This is a genomic window from Serratia ureilytica (assembly GCF_013375155.1).
Taxonomy (GTDB): Bacteria; Pseudomonadota; Gammaproteobacteria; order Enterobacterales; family Enterobacteriaceae; genus Serratia; species Serratia ureilytica.
In genome coordinates this window covers 290,478-309,052 of sequence record NZ_JABXOF010000005.1, presented here as the reverse complement: position 1 = coordinate 309,052, position 18,575 = coordinate 290,478, and the positions used below count along the sequence as shown (strand labels likewise).

At 61.5% G+C, this 18,575-nt stretch carries 25 protein-coding genes; 13 read left to right on the top strand and 12 right to left on the bottom strand.

Translation table 11 applies throughout. The features are described 5' to 3' along the window. Positions 1-5: 5 nt before the first annotated feature. From nrdE to HWW83_RS12005, 4 genes are all read right to left on the bottom strand, one after another. Positions 6-2,150 carry a class 1b ribonucleoside-diphosphate reductase subunit alpha gene (nrdE, locus tag HWW83_RS12020; protein WP_072022510.1) on the bottom strand — a complete coding sequence of 715 codons (2,145 nt, stop codon included), beginning with the start codon at positions 2,148-2,150 and terminating at the stop codon, positions 6-8. After that, positions 2,132-2,536, bottom strand: a complete 405-nt coding sequence (gene nrdI, locus HWW83_RS12015) for a class Ib ribonucleoside-diphosphate reductase assembly flavoprotein NrdI (protein ID WP_004928930.1) — start codon at positions 2,534-2,536, stop codon at positions 2,132-2,134. Before nrdI ends, nrdE begins: the two co-directional genes overlap by 19 nt. 9 nt (positions 2,537-2,545) lie before the next feature. After that, the gene (locus tag HWW83_RS12010; protein ID WP_033644148.1) at positions 2,546-2,776 is read right to left on the bottom strand and encodes a redoxin NrdH; all 231 of its coding nucleotides are present in this window, start codon (positions 2,774-2,776) and stop codon (positions 2,546-2,548) included. A gap of 272 nt (positions 2,777-3,048) precedes the next feature. Then, positions 3,049-3,480 carry a carboxymuconolactone decarboxylase family protein gene (locus tag HWW83_RS12005; RefSeq protein ID WP_033651609.1) on the bottom strand — a complete coding sequence of 144 codons (432 nt, stop codon included), beginning with the start codon at positions 3,478-3,480 and terminating at the stop codon, positions 3,049-3,051. A 95-nt stretch (positions 3,481-3,575) separates the two neighbouring features. On the opposite strand from HWW83_RS12005, the gene pdxR reads away from it, so the two are divergent. Then, a complete protein-coding gene (gene pdxR / locus HWW83_RS12000; protein WP_046687703.1) occupies positions 3,576-5,000 on the top strand; it encodes a MocR-like pyridoxine biosynthesis transcription factor PdxR in 1,425 nt (474 codons plus the stop codon). 67 nt (positions 5,001-5,067) lie between these two features. On the opposite strand, the gene HWW83_RS11995 is transcribed toward pdxR, so the two are convergent. Beyond that, positions 5,068-5,376, bottom strand: coding sequence for an ElaB/YgaM/YqjD family protein (locus tag HWW83_RS11995; RefSeq protein WP_004928950.1), 309 nt, complete (start codon positions 5,374-5,376; stop codon positions 5,068-5,070). A 229-nt stretch (positions 5,377-5,605) separates the two neighbouring features. Here HWW83_RS11995 and asr point away from each other — a divergent pair, with 229 nt between their 5' ends. Beyond that, the gene (gene asr, locus HWW83_RS11990) at positions 5,606-5,956 is read left to right on the top strand and encodes an acid resistance repetitive basic protein Asr (RefSeq protein ID WP_004928953.1); all 351 of its coding nucleotides are present in this window, start codon (positions 5,606-5,608) and stop codon (positions 5,954-5,956) included. 196 nt (positions 5,957-6,152) lie between these two features. On the opposite strand, the gene HWW83_RS11985 is transcribed toward asr, so the two are convergent. After that, on the bottom strand, positions 6,153-6,533 hold the full coding sequence (locus tag HWW83_RS11985; RefSeq protein ID WP_176589321.1) for a DUF4440 domain-containing protein: 381 nt from the start codon (positions 6,531-6,533) through the stop codon (positions 6,153-6,155). Beyond that, positions 6,530-7,912 carry an MFS transporter gene (locus HWW83_RS11980; protein WP_033644146.1) on the bottom strand — a complete coding sequence of 461 codons (1,383 nt, stop codon included), beginning with the start codon at positions 7,910-7,912 and terminating at the stop codon, positions 6,530-6,532. The genes HWW83_RS11985 and HWW83_RS11980 overlap by 4 nt, the downstream gene beginning before the upstream one ends. A 105-nt stretch (positions 7,913-8,017) precedes the next feature. Between HWW83_RS11980 and HWW83_RS11975 the strand changes: the two genes are divergently transcribed. From HWW83_RS11975 to HWW83_RS11965, 3 genes are all read left to right on the top strand, one after another. Then, positions 8,018-8,914, top strand: coding sequence for a LysR family transcriptional regulator (locus tag HWW83_RS11975; RefSeq protein WP_033644145.1), 897 nt, complete (start codon positions 8,018-8,020; stop codon positions 8,912-8,914). A gap of 98 nt (positions 8,915-9,012) precedes the next feature. Then, entirely contained in the window at positions 9,013-10,185 is a 1,173-nt protein-coding gene (locus tag HWW83_RS11970; RefSeq protein WP_176589320.1) for an MFS transporter, read from the top strand. 102 nt (positions 10,186-10,287) lie between these two features. Continuing rightward, a complete protein-coding gene (locus HWW83_RS11965; RefSeq protein ID WP_033644143.1) occupies positions 10,288-10,626 on the top strand; it encodes a DUF2002 family protein in 339 nt (112 codons plus the stop codon). A gap of 25 nt (positions 10,627-10,651) precedes the next feature. Here the strand turns inward: HWW83_RS11965 and HWW83_RS11960 are convergent, their stop codons facing one another. Continuing rightward, on the bottom strand, positions 10,652-11,098 hold the full coding sequence (locus HWW83_RS11960; RefSeq protein ID WP_033644142.1) for a DUF1198 family protein: 447 nt from the start codon (positions 11,096-11,098) through the stop codon (positions 10,652-10,654). 67 nt (positions 11,099-11,165) lie between these two features. Then, on the bottom strand, positions 11,166-11,501 hold the full coding sequence (locus HWW83_RS11955) for an MbeD/MobD family mobilization/exclusion family protein (protein ID WP_033644141.1): 336 nt from the start codon (positions 11,499-11,501) through the stop codon (positions 11,166-11,168). A gap of 184 nt (positions 11,502-11,685) precedes the next feature. Between HWW83_RS11955 and smrA the strand changes: the two genes are divergently transcribed. Then, positions 11,686-12,258, top strand: a complete 573-nt coding sequence (gene smrA / locus HWW83_RS11950; RefSeq protein ID WP_033651604.1) for a DNA endonuclease SmrA — start codon at positions 11,686-11,688, stop codon at positions 12,256-12,258. Positions 12,259-12,308: 50 nt separating this feature from the next. On the opposite strand, the gene HWW83_RS11945 is transcribed toward smrA, so the two are convergent. Further along, the gene (locus HWW83_RS11945) at positions 12,309-12,722 is read right to left on the bottom strand and encodes a DoxX family protein (protein ID WP_016929826.1); all 414 of its coding nucleotides are present in this window, start codon (positions 12,720-12,722) and stop codon (positions 12,309-12,311) included. Between the two features lie 192 nt (positions 12,723-12,914). Here HWW83_RS11945 and HWW83_RS11940 point away from each other — a divergent pair, with 192 nt between their 5' ends. Both HWW83_RS11940 and HWW83_RS11935 read left to right on the top strand, forming a co-directional pair. Then, complete coding sequence (locus tag HWW83_RS11940; protein WP_016929825.1) at positions 12,915-13,145, top strand: (4Fe-4S)-binding protein; 231 nt, start codon at positions 12,915-12,917, stop codon at positions 13,143-13,145. A 1-nt stretch (position 13,146) separates the two neighbouring features. Further along, on the top strand, positions 13,147-13,425 hold the full coding sequence (locus tag HWW83_RS11935) for a GNAT family N-acetyltransferase (RefSeq protein ID WP_033644139.1): 279 nt from the start codon (positions 13,147-13,149) through the stop codon (positions 13,423-13,425). A gap of 32 nt (positions 13,426-13,457) precedes the next feature. Here the strand turns inward: HWW83_RS11935 and HWW83_RS11930 are convergent, their stop codons facing one another. Continuing rightward, positions 13,458-13,640, bottom strand: a complete 183-nt coding sequence (locus HWW83_RS11930) for a GDFGVC terminal motif YodC-like protein (protein ID WP_016929823.1) — start codon at positions 13,638-13,640, stop codon at positions 13,458-13,460. 120 nt (positions 13,641-13,760) lie between these two features. On the opposite strand from HWW83_RS11930, the gene HWW83_RS11925 reads away from it, so the two are divergent. Together HWW83_RS11925 and HWW83_RS11920 are read left to right on the top strand one after the other, a co-directional pair. Beyond that, positions 13,761-14,276, top strand: a complete 516-nt coding sequence (locus HWW83_RS11925; protein WP_103101670.1) for a DUF1543 domain-containing protein — start codon at positions 13,761-13,763, stop codon at positions 14,274-14,276. A gap of 151 nt (positions 14,277-14,427) precedes the next feature. Further along, positions 14,428-14,928 (top strand): GNAT family N-acetyltransferase, encoded by a 501-nt coding sequence (locus HWW83_RS11920; protein ID WP_047573952.1) that lies wholly within the window; start codon positions 14,428-14,430, stop codon positions 14,926-14,928. A gap of 59 nt (positions 14,929-14,987) precedes the next feature. Here HWW83_RS11920 and HWW83_RS11915 read toward each other — a convergent pair whose 3' ends face one another. Continuing rightward, on the bottom strand, positions 14,988-15,722 hold the full coding sequence (locus HWW83_RS11915; RefSeq protein ID WP_033651601.1) for a class I SAM-dependent methyltransferase: 735 nt from the start codon (positions 15,720-15,722) through the stop codon (positions 14,988-14,990). A 100-nt stretch (positions 15,723-15,822) separates the two neighbouring features. On the opposite strand from HWW83_RS11915, the gene HWW83_RS11910 reads away from it, so the two are divergent. The 3 genes from HWW83_RS11910 (at position 15,823) to HWW83_RS11900 (ending at position 18,537) form a co-directional block, all read left to right on the top strand. Beyond that, the gene (locus tag HWW83_RS11910; protein WP_080286908.1) at positions 15,823-16,275 is read left to right on the top strand and encodes a GNAT family N-acetyltransferase; all 453 of its coding nucleotides are present in this window, start codon (positions 15,823-15,825) and stop codon (positions 16,273-16,275) included. A gap of 112 nt (positions 16,276-16,387) precedes the next feature. Next, the gene (locus HWW83_RS11905; protein WP_218035839.1) at positions 16,388-16,804 is read left to right on the top strand and encodes a DUF2946 domain-containing protein; all 417 of its coding nucleotides are present in this window, start codon (positions 16,388-16,390) and stop codon (positions 16,802-16,804) included. Between the two features lie 71 nt (positions 16,805-16,875). Beyond that, positions 16,876-18,537 carry a DUF2534 family protein gene (locus HWW83_RS11900; RefSeq protein WP_176589318.1) on the top strand — a complete coding sequence of 554 codons (1,662 nt, stop codon included), beginning with the start codon at positions 16,876-16,878 and terminating at the stop codon, positions 18,535-18,537. Positions 18,538-18,575 lie beyond the last annotated feature (38 nt).

The following is an 18,575-nucleotide window of genomic DNA, read 5'->3' as shown; positions in this document are numbered from 1 at the left end:
TTGCCTCACAGCGCGCAGGACACGCAGCCCTGCACCTCGGTGCCTTCCAGCGCCATCTGGCGCAGGCGGATGTAGTAAATGGTCTTGATGCCTTTGCGCCAGGCGTAGATCTGCGCGCGGTTGATGTCGCGGGTGGTGGCGGTATCGCGGAAGAACAACGTCAGCGACAGCCCCTGATCGACGTGCTGCGTCGCGGCGGCATAGGTATCGATGATTTTTTCCGGGCCAATCTCGTAGGCATCCTGGTAATACGCCAGGTTGTCGTTGGTCATGTACGGTGCCGGGTAGTAAACGCGGCCGATCTTGCCTTCCTTGCGGATCTCGATGCGCGAGACGATCGGATGGATGCTGGAGGTGGCGTTGTTGATGTACGAGATGGAGCCGGTCGGCGGCACCGCCTGCAGATTCTGATTGTACAGCCCGTGCATCATCACCGACTGGCGCAGCGCGCGCCACTCGTCGCGGCCCGGAATAGCGATGCCGGCGGCGGCGAACAGCTCGCGCACCCGCTCGGTTTGCGGCAGCCAGTCGCGTTCGGTGTACTTGTCGAAGTACTCGCCGCTGGCATAGCGCGAGTGCTCAAAGCCGTCGAACGTGCCGCCGCGTTCGATCGCCAGCCGGTTCGAGGCACGGATGGCGTGATAGGCCACGGTATAGAAATAGAGATTGGTGAAGTCGATGCCTTCTTCCGAGCCGTAGAAGATGCGCTCGCGCGCCAGGTAACCGTGCAGGTTCATCTGGCCCAGACCGATGGCGCGGGCGCTGCGGTTGCCTTCGGCGATCGACGGCACCGAGCGGATATCGCTCATGTCGGCCACCGCGGTCAGCGCGCGGATCGCGGTCTCGATCGCCTTGCCGAAGTCCGGCGCGTCCATGGTTTTGGCGATGTTCAGCGAGCCGAGGTTGCAGGAGATATCCTTGCCGATGCGATCGTAGCTCAGATCTTCGTGATACGTACTGGCGCGGTTGACCTGCAGGATCTCCGAACACAGGTTGCTCATATTGATGCGCCCGGCGATCGGGTTCTCCCGGTTGACCGTGTCTTCGAACATGACGTAGGGGTAACCGGATTCGAACTGGATCTCTGCCAGCACCTGGAAGAACTCACGCGCGTTGATGCGCGACTTGCGGATGCGCTTGTCATCCACCATCTCGCGGTACTTCTCGCTGACGGCAATCTCCGAAAACGGCACGCCATACACCCGTTCGACATCGTAGGGCGAGAACAGGTACATCTCTTCGTTGTTCTTCGCCAGCTCGAAGGTGATGTCCGGGATCACTACCCCCAGCGACAGCGTCTTGATGCGGATCTTCTCGTCGGCGTTTTCCCGCTTGGTGTCGAGAAAACGCAGGATGTCCGGGTGGTGGGCGTTGAGATACACCGCGCCGGCCCCCTGACGCGCGCCGAGCTGGTTGGCGTAGGAGAAGGCGTCTTCGAGCATTTTCATGATCGGAATGACGCCGGAGGACTGGTTCTCGATGCGCTTGATCGGCGCGCCCACCTCACGAATATTGCTCAGCATGAAGGCCACGCCGCCGCCGCGTTTCGACAGCTGCAGCGCGGAGTTCACCGCCCGGCCGATCGATTCCATATTGTCTTCGATGCGCAGCAGGAAGCAGGAGACCAGCTCACCGCGCTGGCGTTTGCCGCAGTTGAGGAAGGTCGGCGTGGCCGGCTGGAAGCGGCCCGAAATCATCTCTTCCACCAGATCCTGCGCCAGTGCGGTGTCGCCCGCCGCCAGCGTCAGCGCCACCATGCACACCCGGTCTTCGTAGCGTTCCAGATAGCGCTTGCCGTCGAAGGTTTTGAGTGTATAGCTGGTGTAGTACTTGAAGGCTCCGAGGAAAGTCTCGAAGCGGAATTTTTTGGCGTAGGCCTGCTGGAACAGCTGCTTGATAAACGGGAATTCGTACTGCGCCAGCACCTGCGGCTCGTAGTAGCCTTCTTCCACCAGATAGCGCAGCTTTTCCTCCAGGTTATGGAAGAACACGGTGTTTTGGTTGACGTGCTGCAGGAAGTAGTGCCGCGCCGCCAGCCGATCTTTATCGAACTGGATCCGGCCTTCCGCATCGTAAAGATTGAGCATCGCGTTGAGCGAATGGTAATCCAGCGCGCCCGTCTCGGGCCTGGTCAGTTCTGTCGTTGCCAAAATGCGGTTACTCCCTGTCTAACGTTTTCAACGTCTTGCGTAGTGCCGAGCAGCTCGAAGCGGTACAAGAAAGGCACCTGGCATTTTTTGGCGATGATGTCGCCGGCGATGCCGTATGCTGCGCCGAAGTTGGTGTTCCCGGCGGCGATGACGCCGCGCAGGTATGAACGGTTTTGCGGAACGTTGAGAAAGCGGATCACCTGGATCGGCACCGCGCCGACGGCGCTGCCGCCGCCATAGCTGGGCACGATCAAGATATAGGGCTGTTCCATCAGCAATTTGCTGCGGGCGCCGGCGATCGGAATGCGGATCGCCGGCAGGCCCAGTTTCTCAACGAATCGGTGGGTGTTCTCCGAGCTGCTGGAGAAATAGACCAGCGGATTCATCGTCGGGCCTCAGCAGGTGAGCGCCAGCGCGCCGATTTTGTCCGGCCGGAAACCGGCCCAGTGATCGTCACCGGCGATAATCACCGGAACTTGCTGATAACCTAAGGATTTAACGTGGTCCAGCGCCTGCGGATCTTGAGTGAGGTCGATCACCTGATAATCAATCCCCTGTTTATCAAATGCGCGATAGGTAGCGTTGCACTGGACACAGTCCGGCTTACTGTAAATAATAATGCTCATGATTCGCATTTACCTTTAAGCTGAGGGAAAGGCGGACAAGTCAGAGAACGGAGCATTGTTCCTGGCGTTTCTGACGGCGTTATCAGCCGAACAACATTCCCTGCGGCTGATAGATAAAATACTATATGTTGATATTTGTTTTATCAACCACGCCATATATGGTGTTTTGTCGGGTTTTGCGCGCAGGCCGCGCCGGGGCTGGAAAAGGCGAGGGGAAAAATTTTTGCGGGTGTGAAATTCCCCCTCAGAGTCAAGAGGGGGAGGCGAGCGCATTACTGACGCATGCTGACGGCCAGCCGGTTGAAGGCGTTCATGATGCTGATGGCGAAGGTCAGATCGGCGATCTCGGTATCGCTGAAGTGCGCCTTCAGCGCCTCGAAAGCGCTGTCCGGCGCGCCGGTGGCGGCGATCAGCGTAACCGACTCGGCCCACTCCAGCGCCGTGCGTTCACGTTCGCTGAATTCATGGCTGACGCGCCAGCCCGCCAACGTATCCAGCTTGGCATGGCTGAAGCCGCTTTCGCGCAGCGCTTTGCCGTGCATGTCCAGGCAGTAGGCGCAGCCGTTGATCTGCGAAACGCGCATAAACATCAACTCGATGGTCGCTTTGTCCAGGGCGCCTTTCTCCAGCGCCATCAGCGCGCTCACCATATTTTTGTACGGGGCGGGCGCCAGCTCGGCATAGTTCAAACGTTGCTTAATCATGGTCAACCTCAATCGATAGTAACGAAATCATGGCGCTACTTTAGCGGCCTTATGGTCTATGCTATAGGGCCATAAAGTGATTATTTAACCGGGCCATGATGCCGCCGTTCCTGACTTCATTGCGGCTGGACAGCCGGCTCGCCGAGCCACTGTACCGGCAGATTTACCAGCGGATTAAAGACGCCATCGCCCAGGGCAGCCTGGCGGCGGGCAGCCGGCTGCCTTCGGTGCGCGGGTTGGCGAGCGATTTGGGCGTGGCGCGCGCCACGGTGGAAAGCGCCTACGCGCAACTTATTGCCGAAGGTTTCTTGCAGAGCCGGGGGCAGGCGGGCACCTATGTCTCGCCGCAGTTGCCGCACATGCCGCCGGGCGCAATGCCCGCTATGCCGCCGTTGGCGACGATAGCGCCCGATCCGCTGCAGCCGCAGGGCATGCTGCAGCCTTTCCAACTGGGCGTGCCGGCGCTGGATGCGTTTCCCCGCGCGCTGTGGCAGCGCATTGTCGCCCGCCAGCTGCGCGGTTCTACGGCGGCTTCCCTGGCGCTGCCGCCGGCCGGCGGCCTGCCTGAACTGCGTGAGGCGATCGCCCATTATCTGCATTTGTCGCGCGGCATCAGCTGCCGGCCGGAGCAAATTTTCCTCTGCGCCGGTTATCCGGCGTTGCTGGACTGGGTGACGGAGACGCTGTTGCACGCCGGCGACGCGGTATGGATAGAAGATCCCGGCTATCCGGTCACGCGCCCGCTGCTGCGGGCCGCCGGCGTCAGACCGGTCGCCGTGCCGGTGGATGAACAGGGCATGGACGTGGCCGCCGGTATTCTGACGGAGCCTGAGGCGCGGCTGGCGGTGGTGACGCCGACCCATCAAAGCCCGCTCGGCGTCTCGCTCAGTCTGGCGCGGCGGGTGGCGCTGCTCGACTGGGCGCAGCAGCGCGGGGCCTGGATCCTCGAGGATGACTACGACAGCGAGTTTCGCTATCACGGGCGGCCGCTGCCGCCGCTGAAGAGCCTCGATGTTCAGGGGCGGGTGCTGTACGCCGGCACCTTCAGCAAAACGCTGTTCCCGGCGCTGCGCATGGCTTATTTAGTGGTGCCCGTCGGCCTCACGGAGGCCTTTGCGCGCAGCAGTCGGCTGCGCGGCTGCGGTTGCCCGCCGCTGCTGCAGGCCGGCGTGGCGGATTTTATCCGGCAAGGGCATTTCTATCGCCACCTGAAACGCATGCGGCCGTTGTACCGCCAGCGGCGCGAGTGGCTGACGCTGGCGTTGGAGCGGCAGCTGGGGGCGTGGCTGACGACGGTGCCGCAACAGGGCGGCATTCAGCTGTTGGCCCGGCTGCGCGACGGCTTGGCGGATGCGCCGTTGGCGGCGCAAGCCTGGCGACAGGGGCTGGCGGTGCAGGCGTTGTCTGACTGGCGAATCGACCATCCGGCGGGGCAAGGGTTACTGCTGGGGTTCGCCAATTTCAGCCGGCGAGAGGAGGCGGAGCGGGCGGTACAGGGGCTGGCGCAGCTGTTTCGCTAAAATTAAACGGCCCGCGATTTCCGCGGGCCAGACGCACATCTGTTTTATCTTTATGACTGCAGGGGTGTTAACGCCGGGCTAGCAGCACGCCGAGCACGATGCCGACGGCGGCACCGATCCCTACGCCCTGCCAAGGTTTGTCACGCACATAGCTGTCGGCTTGATCGACCGCGTCGCGCGCATGTTGTGTCAGACTGGTGGAGCCGTTGAATCGCGCTCGCGCGTCGCGCAGCACGCCTTTCGCCTTGCTGTGCAGCTCTTTCAGTTCCTCTTTGGTCTTGTCACCGGACTCGCGCAACACTTCATCCAGCGTATCGGCCAACAGAGTCACATCCTGATCGATATCGCGTTCTGTTCTTTCCGCTTTCTTAAACATTCAGCTCTCCATTTCGACACATGTCTTTTAAGTGTAGACCATGCCGAGATTTGTGTGGCCGATCACGGAAAAAAACCGCCGTCACGCAGGTGTTTGCCGGCACCTGGGCTTTGTACATTTGGTTACTCGGCGAAACCAATCACTCACGGAAACGGCCGTTTGATTCCACTAGTATCTGTTTCAACGGCTCCACCGGAGCTTACCGAAACAACACTCTGAGGATTTAAAGATGAAAAAAGTATTAGCGCTGATCGTTGCTGCCACTATGGGTCTGTCTTCTGTTGCTTTCGCTGCTGATACTGCAGCTACTGCTCCGGCTACCACCACCGCGCCAGCTGCGACCACCACTACCGCTGCGCCAGCGGCTGCTGCTGAAAAAGCGCCAGCTAAAGCAACGCACCACAAGAAAGCCAAGCACCACAAAAAAGCGCCAGCCCAGAAAGCTCAGGCCGCTAAAAAGCACCACAAAAAAGCGCCAGCTCAGAAAGCCCAGGCTGCTAAAAAACACCACAAAAAAGCGCCAGTGCAGAAAGCTCAGGCCGCTAAAAAACACCACAAAAAAGCCGGTAAAAAAGCTTAATTAAGTGATGTTTGCGGAACCGACAAGGTTCCGCACTCTACAGCCCGTATTCCAGACACCCGGTCTTTCCGGGTGTCTTCTTTTGAGGCTACTCACGATGATCCATCGCTATCTGTTTGAAGTCATTTTCAGCGCGGTAACCCTGTGCGGGGTGATCGTCGGTTGGGAACTGTTTCTGGCCGGCAGCTTCCTGTAATTATTGCGCCGCGGCGGTTTCGTGCAAATGCCGCCAGCCGAGCGCGTCGGGCAGGCGTTCAAACACCACCGTGGAGTAGCGCAGCGTGGCGCTTTGCCCCTGCAGGCTCTGTTTTTCCCGGTAGCTGACTACCGCGCCAGTCGGCCATTCGGCCACCAGCTTCATCTCTTCTATCTCGATTTCCAGTCCCGGTTTGGCGGCGCGATGCGCGCGGAAAAAAGCGCACAGCGCGGTGAAATCCAGCGGGGCGCCGTTCAGCGCGATCATGCTGAAATCCGGCGTAAAGCGCGCCAGCAGCGCTTGCTCCTCTCCGGCGCCTTTGCCCAGCCAGCGTTCAATGGCGATGTGGGCGTCGATCACTTCGGTAAAATACGGGTTCATAAAGCATCCTGTTGAGCATTGAGTTGGCGCACGATGGCGCGGTTGGCGAGGCGCAGACACAGCAACAGCGGGATAAGTGCGCTGGCGCCCGCCAGAATGAAGCAGGTTCGGTAAGCCGCCGCGGGCGGCAACACGGTCAGCAGCAGATTCAGCAGCAGGCTGAGCAGCGCCACGCCGAGGCAAAAACTGAGCTGGCGGTTGATATTCCACAGTGCGCTGGCGTCCGCCAATTGGCCGTCGGGGATCTGCAGAAACGCGCTGCTCTGCGCGGTGCTGCTGCACAGACTGCCGCCGAACCCCATCAGGGCGAAGGCGGCGATCTGCAACGCGTGCTGCCCGGCCTGATCGATCTGGGCCAACGTCAGCATGCCGGCGCCTTGCAACAGGCAGCCGGCGATCAGCAGCGGCCGCGGGCCGAGGCGATTAAAGCTTTTGCCGGTCAACGTGATGGCCAGGAACGACGCCAGCGCCCAGGGCAGCATCAGGCCGCCGACCTGCGCGGCGGGCATCCCCAGCTGGTTTTGCAAATACAGCATCGCCACCAGGCTGACGCCGATGAACAGGCCGGGAATGCACAAATAAACCGCCATGGCGTTGCGCAGCAGCGGATCGCCGACCAGCCGCAGGTTCAGCAGCGGCTGCGGGGTGCGCAGGCTATGGCGCAGATAATAGGCCAGCACCAGCAGCCCGGCGGCCAGCAGCGCCGCGCCGGAAACCTGATGACCGGCTTCGCTCAGCCGGGTCAGGCCGAGCAGCAGCAGCGTCAGCGCCGCGCAGGCGCTCAGTAATCCTGTCGCGTCGAGCGGTTTGCACGCCGCCGTCGGCGTTTCCGCACGTAGCCACAGCGCCGCCAGCGCCAGGGCCAGGGCCGCCAGCGGCAGGTTGGCGAAAAACACCCAGCGCCAGTCCAGGCTATCGACGAGCCAGCCGCCCAGCGCCGGTGACAGCGCCGGCGCCAGCAGCCCCACCAACATGATGGCGGCCGACAGCCCGGCGCGTTCATGGCTGCGGTACAGCTGATAGGTCAGCGTCTGGCCGATGGGGATCAGCAAACCGCCGCCCATGCCTTGCAGGGTGCGCCAGCCGATCAGCGCGCCGATGCTGTCGGCGTTGCCCGCGCCGAGGGTGGCCAGCATGAACAGCGCCAGCGAGAGCAGAAACACCCGCCGCCCGCCGATGCGCTGCGCCAGCCAGGCGCTGAGCGGGATCACCAGCGTCAGGCCGAGAATATAGCCGTTGCTGACCCACGCCAGCTGGCTGACCGACGCCGCCATCGCCTGGCCGATGGCGGGGTAGGCGACGTTGGCGATAAACATATTGATCAGATCGACGAAAAAGCCGAGCAGATAGACGATTGCCACTTTGCTGCGATAAGACATGGTGCCTCCGGTTGAAGGCGAGCAGTGTATCGGGGGGAAAAGTGCGGATAAATCGGCGGCGGGCGATTACACTGTCAAAATGATTTTGACAATAAGGGCGGCGAAATGCTGAATTTGCAGCGTCTGGCGATCTTCGCGGCGGTGGTGGAAGCGGGCAGCTTTACCGCGGCGGCGGCGGCGCTGGGGCAAACCAAGGCGGTGGTGAGCTTTAACGTCAAGCAGCTGGAGAATGAGCTGGGGGTGTCACTGCTGGCGCGCAGCACCCGCCGATTGTCGCTGACCGATGCCGGCGAACGCTTCTACCAGCGCAGCCTGCAGCTGTTGCAGGAGGCCGAGAACGTGCTCGACGACGTGCGACGCGATCATCACGGGCTGAGCGGCGTGCTGCGTATCACCAGCACGCCTGAGTATGGCGCGCAGGTCGTGGTGCCGGCGCTGGCGGCGTTTTCGCGGCAGCATCCGCGCCTGCGCATCCAGCATGTGTCTTCCTCTTATCATGCCGATCTGATCTCTGAGCGCTTCGACGTGGCGATCCGCCTGGGCCAGCTGGCGGATTCCAGCCACCGCGCGGCGCTGATCGACAGCTTCGCCATCTTTCCGGTGGCGGCGCCGAATTATCTGGCCGAGCGGCCGATTCATTCGCTGACGGATCTGGCGCAGGCGCAGTGGATCGCCCACAGCCGGCTCAGTTCGCCCCTCAGCTGGCAGGTGGTCACGCCGCAGCGCGACGCGGTGCTGTTCAAGGTCGCGGATGCGGCGACGCTCACCGGCGACAGCGCCGCCGCATTGCTGGCGTTCGCCCTGCATGGCGCCGGGGTAGCGCTGCTGCCGGCGTGGCTGGCGCAGCCCGACATCGACGCCGGCAGGCTGCAACGGTTGCTGCCGGATCACCGTTTCCCCGAGCAGAGCATCTATGCGCTCTACCCGAACACGCGCCACGTGCCGGAGAAGGTGCGGGCGTTTATCGATTTTCTGCGTGCGCGGGTGGCGGCAAACCGTTAGCGAGATAATAATTCGTTATCACTCTCTCATTTATCATCAAATCTCGTCGGGGTATGCTGGCAATCTCTGTCTACCCCGTCCGATGCGAGCCGCCTTCGATGACCGCAGAAAATAACCTCCAACTGAACCGACGCATTCTGTCCGTGGTGATGTTCACCTTCGTCTGCTACCTGACCATCGGCCTGCCGCTGGCGGTGTTGCCGGGATTTGTGCATGACCACCTGGGCTACAACTCGGTGTTGGCGGGCCTTATCATCAGCGCGCAATACTTCGCCACGCTGTTCAGCCGCCCGCACGCCGGGCGTTACGCCGATCAGCTGGGGCCGAAGAAGGTGGTGCTGTTCGGCCTGGCCTGCTGCGGCGCCAGCGGCCTGTTTTACGCGCTCGCGTTCGGCGTTGACGGTTGGCCATGGCTCAGCCTGCTGCTGCTGTGCGTGGGGCGGGTGTTTCTCGGCGTCGGCGAAAGCTTCGCCAGCACCGGTTCCACGCTGTGGGGCATCGGCCGGGTTGGGGCGATGCACACCGCGCGGGTGATCTCCTGGAACGGCGTCGCCACCTACGGCGCGATGGCGGCCGGCGCGCCGCTCGGCGTGTATCTGAATCAGCAGTGGGGCTTGGCCGGGGTGGCGGCGCTGATCGTGCTGGCGGTCGCAGTGGCGCTGCTGTTGGCGAGCGGCAAGCCGGACGTCTCGATCGCCGCCGGGCAACGCATCGCCTTTCGCGCGGTGTTCGGCCGCATTTGGGCCTATGGTCTCGGGCTGGCGATGGGCACCGTCGGCTTCGGCGTGATCGCCACGTTCATCACACTTTACTACGCCGACAAAGGCTGGAGCGGCGCGGCGTTTTCGCTGACGCTGTTCAGCTGCGCCTTCGTCGGCATTCGCCTGATCTTCAGCAATGTCATCAACCGCCATGGCGGGTTGAAGGTGACGCTGGCGTCGTTTCTGGTTGAGATCGTCGGGCTGCTGTTGATTTGGCAGGCCATCGAGCCCTGGATGGTGCAAACCGGCGCATTGCTGGCCGGCGCCGGTTTTTCGCTGGTGTTCCCGGCGCTGGGCGTTGAGGCGGTGAAACAGGTGCCGCCGCAGAATCAGGGCACGGCGCTCGGTACCTATTCGGCGTTCCTCGACCTGGCGTTGGGCATCACCGGCCCGCTGGCCGGGCTGCTGATCGGGCAGGCGGGCGTGCCGTCGATTTATCTGGCGGCGGCGCTGCTGGTGGCGCTCGGGGTGTTGCTCACTCTGCGCCTGCTGCAGCGCAGCCGGGTCTGATTCAGGAATAGTCCGAAACCCGGATTCCTCCCCAGAAAATCATTGTTTCGGTGAATGATTACGGTAAGGTCGCTCAGCGGTCCAGAATGAGAGGAGGAATCGATGTATTTACGGCCGGATGAAGTGGCTAAAGTGTTGGAGAATACCGGCTTTGAGCGTGATTATGTCACCGATCAGGCCTATGGTTACCGCAAGGGTGCACACTACGTGTATGTGAATCGCGAAGCGCGGATGGGCAGAACCGCGTTGGTGATCCACCCGGCGTTGAAAGAGAAAAGCGTGCATTTCGCCACGCCGACCTCGCCGGTGCGCACCAGCGAGCAATATCTGGAATTTCCCCTGGATTTAAGCAGCGACGCGCCGAATCAGCGTTACGGCATCGCACACGGCTTCAGCTCGCGCGAAGCGCTGTCGCGTTACCTCTACAGCATGTTCCTGTAAACGGTCCCCCGCCAGGGGGACGCTATCAGCCGTGGGCCAACGCTTCGCGGTTGAAACGCTCGTTGTAGGCGCGGCGGAACTGCGCCAGTTCAAACGCATCGATATCCAACTCGGCGAAGTAAAACAGCGCCGCTTCGGTGTGCTCGGCGTGCAGCTCCGGCGACAGCCCGGCGCGCAGCAGCACGTCGCGCCAATGGCCAATCTGCTCGTCGTCCGCCTGTTTGATGAACGTCAGGTAGATGAACAGCAGGTAAGCGGCCTGGTGCATCTCTTCGGTATAGCCGTTGTTCAGCATGCGGATAAAGGTCTGGCTTTGGCGGCCGCCCATTTCCTGGATCATCGATTCGATCAGCATCGGTTTGACCCTTAGCAGATGGGCCAGCGAATCGATGGCTTTACGGGTGTCGGACGTCAAAATGCGGTAACCGATGATGAATACGACGATCAGGGCGGCGAGGATGATCCAGGTCATTTAGGCTTTATTACACTCTCAGTACGCCAGAAGAGGGGCGGGAGGCGCTGTGCGACAGCGCCCGCTATCAATGCTGTTCGCCGCTGAAATTACCGACCGCGCTCTGTTGGCGCAGGTGGTGATTGAAGGTGGCCGCGTCTTTGGCCAGCGCGTCCAGATGGGCGCCGAGCATTTTGATCTGCTTGACCAGCGCATGCTGCTCCGGCACCGAACTGGCGGTGCTCAGTTTGCGCGCCAGTTGTTCATTCTGCGCCCGCAGCGCGGCTTCGCGCTGTTTGGCTTCTTCCAGCAGTTGCTGCAGCGCCTGGTAGCTCCGCTGCCATTCGCGGTGTTGCCGTTCGAAGCTGCTCTGCAACTCATTCATCGCATTTTGAAACTGGATTTCCAGCTCGCGCATTGTCATGGGCTCGATCCTTTGCGGCACTCAATGATGGCTTAGCAGTATAGCGAAAACTGCTCGCAAGCTCACCCGTTGACGACAATTGAGACAAATGCCGCTGACAATTCCCGGCTTGCAACCGCGCCAAGGCGTCTTACAATCGTCCCCATCCCCGGCCGTAAAGGCTGCCGTTCAAGAGAGGTGGAACATGAGCGAGCAGGAAAAAGACTTTTTTGAACAGGCGATGGCGGACGTGGTGCCGCTGGCGAGCAGGCGGCAGACCCTGTACCTCAAGCCGCAGGAGGCGGTGGACAAAAGCGCGCGGCGCGAAGCGCAGCGGCTGCGGCAGGAAAACTTCCTCAGCACCGATTTCCTCGAGGTGATCCCCTGCGATCGGCCGCTGGAGTTCAAAGGGGAAGGCATTCAGCAGGGCGTGCTGGACAAGCTGCGCAATGGGCGTTACCCGCCGCAGGCGTCGCTGAATTTGCTGCGTCAGCCGGTTGAAGCCAGCCGGCAGGCGCTGTTCCGCTTCATTATGCAGGCGGAGGCGCAAAACCTGCGTTCGCTGCTTATCGTGCACGGCCGCGGGCGGCAGAACGAAAGCCATCCGAATATCGTGCGCAGTTACGTCGCCAAATGGCTGGCGCAGTTTGAACAGGTGCAGGCGTTTTGCCGCGCCTTACCGCGCGACGGCGGCGAGGGCGCCTGCTATGTCACGCTGCGTAAATCGGCGCAGGCCAGGGCGGAAAACTTTGAGCGCCACGCCAAGCGCAGCCGGTGAAAGGATAGCCGAAATAAAATGGCCGGCGCATATCGCCGGCCATCGATGAATTATTTATTAAATATTTTATAGTCCAGCGAATAACGGCCGGCGCCAGTCACCGCCAGCAGCAGCAAACCGCCAATGATGCTGATGTTTTTAAAGAAGTTGATTTCGTTGCCCATCATTTCCATGCCGGTCATTTTCCAGAACGGATGGCCGATAAACGCGGTGCCCAACACATACAGGGCAAAAATGACCGCGATAGGGCGAGTAAACAGGCCGAGAATAAGCGCGATGCCGAAAATAAACTCCACCACCACGGCGACAATCGCCGCCAAATAAGGCATCGGCGTGCCATAGCCTTCCATCGCCGTGACGGTCGCACCGAAGTTGACCAGTTTCATCCAGCCGAAAATGATAAACAGAACCATCAGTAGAATGCGGGACAGCAGAATTACGCCGTCTTTTGAGCTATCACCCATTTCGAACTCCTTAGCCACTGTCGGAATTATGTTGTCTTGCTGATTAAAGATTAGAACAATTTACGTTTTTTTCTAGCTGCGGCGGGCGGTTGCGCCACTTTTTTCGGCGGACGAGAGGCGTGGTGAAGCCGGCGGCATTGCCTATACTTGAGCCTGGAGCAAAAACAATAAAACGGGCAATGTGAGGCCATGATGGATGAAGAATTGACCGCCGCCGGTTACCGCCGTTATTCCGGCGACAAGATTGACGTTTATTTTAACAGCGCGATATGCCGCCATTCCGCCAACTGCGTGCGTGGCAACGCGGCTATTTTTACCCTGAATCGCCGGCCGTGGATTATGCCGGACAATGCCGACGCGGCCGAAGTGAAACGCGTTATCGATACTTGCCCCAGCGGCGCACTGAAATATAGGGAGAAATAATATGGATCATAAAATACTGGCGGACGAGAAGCGTTTTTATATCAATGACGAGCACGGCAAGTTGATCGCCGAGATCTCTTTCGTGCCGAGCGGCGACAAGCTGACCATTATCGATCACACCTGGGTGGATGAGTCATTGAAGGGGCAGGGCGTCGGCAAAAAGCTGGTGGCGTTGGTGGTGGAGAAAATGCGCGCGGAGCAGCGTAAAATCATTCCGCTGTGCCCGTTCGCCAAGCATGAGTTCGATACCACCCCAGCCTACCAGGACATTCGCGCCTGAGGCGATAACGGGGCGCGGCGCGCCCCGATCATTCAGCAGACGCCGAAATCGCCGTCTTCGTGGTACAGCGCCACCTCGTTGGCCTGCACCTCCGTACGCTGTTCTTTACCCAGTTCATTCCAGCTGCAAACCAGGGTTTCGCCGTCGATCGCCACCACGGTCATCTTCGGGCCGCCGGTGGTGCGTTGTACAAAATCACCGATATTGAATGCCATGCGTTCCTCCACAACAGATTAAACCTCATCTATTGATAACACAGAATGGCGCCGCCGTTGGCAGGTGTTTCGTTATGTATTAAATTATACAGCGATTATCACCAGGGAGAGCAGACTAACATGCCGGGATTATTGATGTTTTATGTGGGCGGTACGGCGCCGGGCGCCAATATTGAGTTGCACGACGTGCAGTTCGCGGCGGCGGATCGGCCGGAAGAAGCGTATCCGCTGCTGCGCGAAAAGTGGTTCGGCGATAAGCGCAAGGTGCATGTCGACGGCTATGCGCGCATCGACTGGGCGGACGGTTACGACGTGAGTCTAGAGCCTGTGCCGTTTACCGGTGAAGAGAAGCTGTTTTTCGTCAACGTGGGCGGCTACCGCAGCGATGAGCTGGCGGAATTGCACCAGTTCGGTCTGTTTGTGGCGCGCTCCGCCGACGAGGCGAAGGAGAAAGCCAAACGGGTGCTGCTGACGGACAGCGCGCAGCAGCACAAAGATGATCTGGCTGAGGTGGACGACTGCCTGCTGCTGCAGGCGCTGCAGGGCTACCACGTTCATCTGCGCGCCAACCCGCACGGCGAACCGGCCCGGCCGCTGTGGCAAGGGTATCTGCCGATCGGCGAACCCGCGTTATAACGCCGCTTCGAACACCCGCGGCAGGTTGAGATCGAGGCGTTTCAAATCCAGATGCATGATATTCATTGCCTGTTGATGAAAATGCCGTTCATGCAGCACGAGAGGCGCTGTATGCTGGCAAGCACGGCCATCAACTCACACGGGACTTGCCATGACCATTGAGATTTACCCGGCGCAAAAAAGCGACGCCAAACTGATTCTGGATATGATTATCGAGCTGGCGGTGTACGAAAAGGCGCGCGAGCAGGTGCGGGCCAGCGAGGAGGACATCGAACGCAGCCTGTTTGGGCCGGGCGCCTGTTCCGAAGCGCTGATTTGTACGGTGAACGGCGAGCCGGCGGGTTATGCGGTGTTCTTTATGAGTTACTCCACCTGGCTGGGTAAAAACGGCATCTATCTGGAAGACCTGTACGTGGCGCCGAAGCATCGCGGCGCGGGCGCCGGTAAAACGCTGCTGCGGCACATCGCCCAACTGGCGTGCGAGCGGCAGTGCGGCCGCCTGGAGTGGAGCGTGCTGGACTGGAATCAGCCGGCTATCGATTTCTACCTTAGCATCGGCGCGCAGCCGCAGGGCGAGTGGGTGCGTTATCGCATGGAGGGCGAGGCGCTGACGCACTTCGCGGCGCACGGGGCGGCGCTGCCGGTACAATAGCCGTTGGGGGGAGGCGGCCTCCCCAACTGTGGTGGTGTGAACGGTTTACTGCGGATCAATCAGGCGGGTTTGCGGGCGGCGAGAATGAAGATCATCGGGCGTTCCTGCTCTTCGTCCAGCGCCGGGGTAGCGGCGATTTGCTGCGCGCTGGGGCCCCATTCGTTCAAATGCTGGATGATAAACCCTTGCTGCGCCAGCGGGTTGATATAGCTGCCGAGCGTGCGGTGCTGCTTGATGACGCCTTCCGCCAGCCAGTTGGAGACGCGCCGGCCTTCCCGTTGGTAGCCGTTGACCGGCCAGGATTTCTGCCCGTTGCCGTCGGTCAGCCAGCCCTGCTGCGCCGGGGCGGTGTAGATCGGGTGCTCGGCGGTGAAGATGAACTGCCCGCCGGGTTTCAGCGCGGCGTAAACCGTGGCGAACAGCGCGGCCAGATCCTCGAGGTAGTGCAGCGTCAGCGAGCTGTAGATCAGATCGTAACTTTCCGGCGGCAGCTGCAGCTGCGCCAAATCTTGCCGACGGTACTCGATGCCCGAGTCGGCGGTCATCTCCCGCGCTTTGGCCAGCATCTTTTCCGAGACGTCCAGCCCCAGCACGCTGGCTGCGCCCTGTTCGCGGGCGCTGCGGCAGAACCAGCCGTAGCCGCAGCCGAGATCGACCACGCTTTTGCCCTGTAAATCCGGCAGGATGCGGCGGATGGCGGGCCATTCCGGCGCGCCGTCCAGGCCGTGCTGCGAGCGGCTGAGCTGCGCATAGCCGTCGAAGAAGGCCTGATTGTCATAGATATTTTGCGTCATGATGACTCCTTGGGGTGAATGACGGCGGCGGAATGCTGCTGCCATACCCTGCATATTGCTGCATAATTCTACGCTGACAACATGGATAACGGGAATGACGATGGACATGATTTCGGTGCGGCAAGCGCCCGAGCTGGCGCCGCGCGCCATTGCGTATTTTCAGCGGCACTGGGCCACGGCAGAGACGCTGATGATGTATGAAGACGCCATCAACCGCAGCCTCGGCGCCGCCAACCCGCTGCCGCAGTGGTACCTGCTGATGGAAAATGACCAGATCCTCGGCTGTGCGGGGCTGATTACCAACGACTTTATCAGCCGTGGCGAGCTGTATCCCTGGCTGTGTGCGCTCTACGTAGAGGAAACGCAGCGCGGCCGGGGCTACGGCGCCAAACTGATTGAGCATGTGGCGGCGGAAACCCGCCGGCTGGGCTTCCCGCAGCTGCACCTGTGCACCGATCTGGAAGGCTACTACGAGCGCAGCGGCTTCGTTTATAACGGGCTCGGCTATCACCCCTGGGGCGAAGCCTCGCGGGTCTATTCGCGGGTGCTGTGATCGCCGCCGTCGGGGGCGCGTAAGACAAACCTGACTTTTCTTTCACCTCATCGCGCATCGCGGGTTACACTGGCCGCTTGTTCGCCACCGACCGGGTTAATTCGCCGCCGCGATGAGAGTGTCACGCCAGCTACAGCAACGCTTTACCGCCTGCATCGCCATTATGGCGGTGCTGTTGCTGTTTGTGGCGCCGGTGGTGTCGAAATCGCTGATGCACCACCCGATGATGGGCGGCATGATGCAAACGGACGCCGCCATGCCGCACGACATGCACGGGATGGCGATGCTCGCCGCCGAGCATGCCGGCCATCACGGCATGGATCCTGCGGAGATGATTTTCTGCGGCTATTGCGAGCTGCTGATCCACGTGCCGCTGCTGCTGTGGGCATTCGTCCCGCTGCTGTGGCTGATGACGCGCATCGCGCGCCTGCCTTGCGCGCCGCGCATCGTTTCTCCGCCCCTTCGGCGCCTTACTCTGCGGCCGAGCCCGCGCGGGCCGCCCGGCCAACCGTTTTTCCCTATTGCTTGATCATGGGTAACGCCGTCCGTATCGCTGCGGACGGTTTGCCTGCGCACACAGTTTGAAAAACGAGAAAGGCCATGTCTTCAATAACCAAAAATCCACCTGCCGCATCGCCGCGTGGCGCGATGCTGAACCTGATAAGACGGCTGCATTTCTATATCGGCCTGCTGGTCGCTCCTTTTATTCTGGTCGCTGCACTGACCGGCACGCTGTATGTGTTGACGCCGCAACTTGAAGAGGCGCTGTATCGCGATGCGCTTTTCACCGAGCCGCACGGGCAGGCGAGATCGCTGGCTGACCAGATCGCCGCTGCCCGCCGTGCGGCGGGTGACGAGGCGCGCATTTACGCCGTGCGTCCGGCACCCGGCGCAATGGACACCACGCGCGTACAGTTCGCGAGTGCCGATCTGGGCGCTTCCGAGTCACGTGCGCTGTTTGTCGATCCCTATACCCTGGCGATCAAGGGCGATATGACGGTGTACGGCACCTCCGGCGTGTTGCCGCTGCGCACCTGGCTGGACAAGCTGCACAGCAGCCTGCTGCTTGGCGATCTGGGCCGCAACTACAGCGAGCTGGCGGCCTCCTGGCTGTGGGTGGCCGCGCTGGGCGGCGTGGCGCTGTGGTTGGCGACGCGGCCGAAGCGCAAGCTGAAAAAGGCAAAAGGGGGCTTCGCCGCCAGCCGCCATTGGCATATCACGCTGGGCGTGGCGCTGCTGGCCGGGCTGCTGTTCTTCTCGGCTACCGGGCTGACCTGGTCGCAGTGGGCCGGCGGCAACATCGACGCACTGCGGGCCAACCTGGGCTGGCTGACGCCGCAGGTCAACACCAGCCTGCAGGCCGATGCGCCGCAGACGCCGGCCGATCCGCACGCCGAGCACCGCGGGATGATGCCTGGAATGAAGATGGGCCCTGCCGCGCAAAGCAATGCGCTGAACGGCGATTGGGATCGGGCGCTGCACGCCGCGCGCGCCGCCGGAATAGACGCCGCTAAGGTCGAGCTGCGCCAGCCGAAAGGCGAGGGCAAAGCCTGGACGGTGACCGAAGTGGATCGCAGCTGGCCGACGCAGGTGGACGCGGTTGCCATCGCGCCGCAAAGCTTCGCCGTCGTCGACCAGGTGCGGTTCGACACCTTCCCGCTCATCGCCAAGCTGACCCGCTGGGGCATCGACGCCCACATGGGCATTCTGTTCGGCTTGCCGAATCAGCTGCTGCTGGCGGCGTTCGGCCTCGGGCTGTGCCTGACGATCGTGCTGGGTTACCGCATGTGGTGGATGCGCCGCCCGGCGGCGGGTGCGCAGCATCCGGTGCAGACCCTGGTTGCCGCCTGGCTGGCGCTTTCTCTGCCTGCCCGCGCCGTCACGCTGCTGGTAGCAGCGGCGCTGGGTTATTGCCTGCCGGTAATGGGCGTGAGCCTCGCGGCGTTGCTGCTGGTGGACGTGTGGCGCTGGCGCGGCCAGCGGCAAGGGCTTCGGGACGAAACGCCGGAAGCCGCCGCCCGCCGCGCCGAGGTGCGCAAGTTCCGCGCGGCGGTGGCGACAGTGGCGGTGGCGGTCGGCTGCGTGATGGGCCGGGCGATCCTCGGCGGCACCGTCGAACAGTTTCAGCTGCCGATCGGTGACTGGAGCGCGCAGATGGTGATCATGCAGAGCCTGATGGTGCTGCTGTATACGCTGGTGTTCACCCTGCTGCTTTCCATTCCGCTGTGGTATTTCTTCCTGGGGGAAAAAGAGGGGCGGTGAGGTATTTTGCGCCGATGTGATGCGTTAAACCCCGCTGC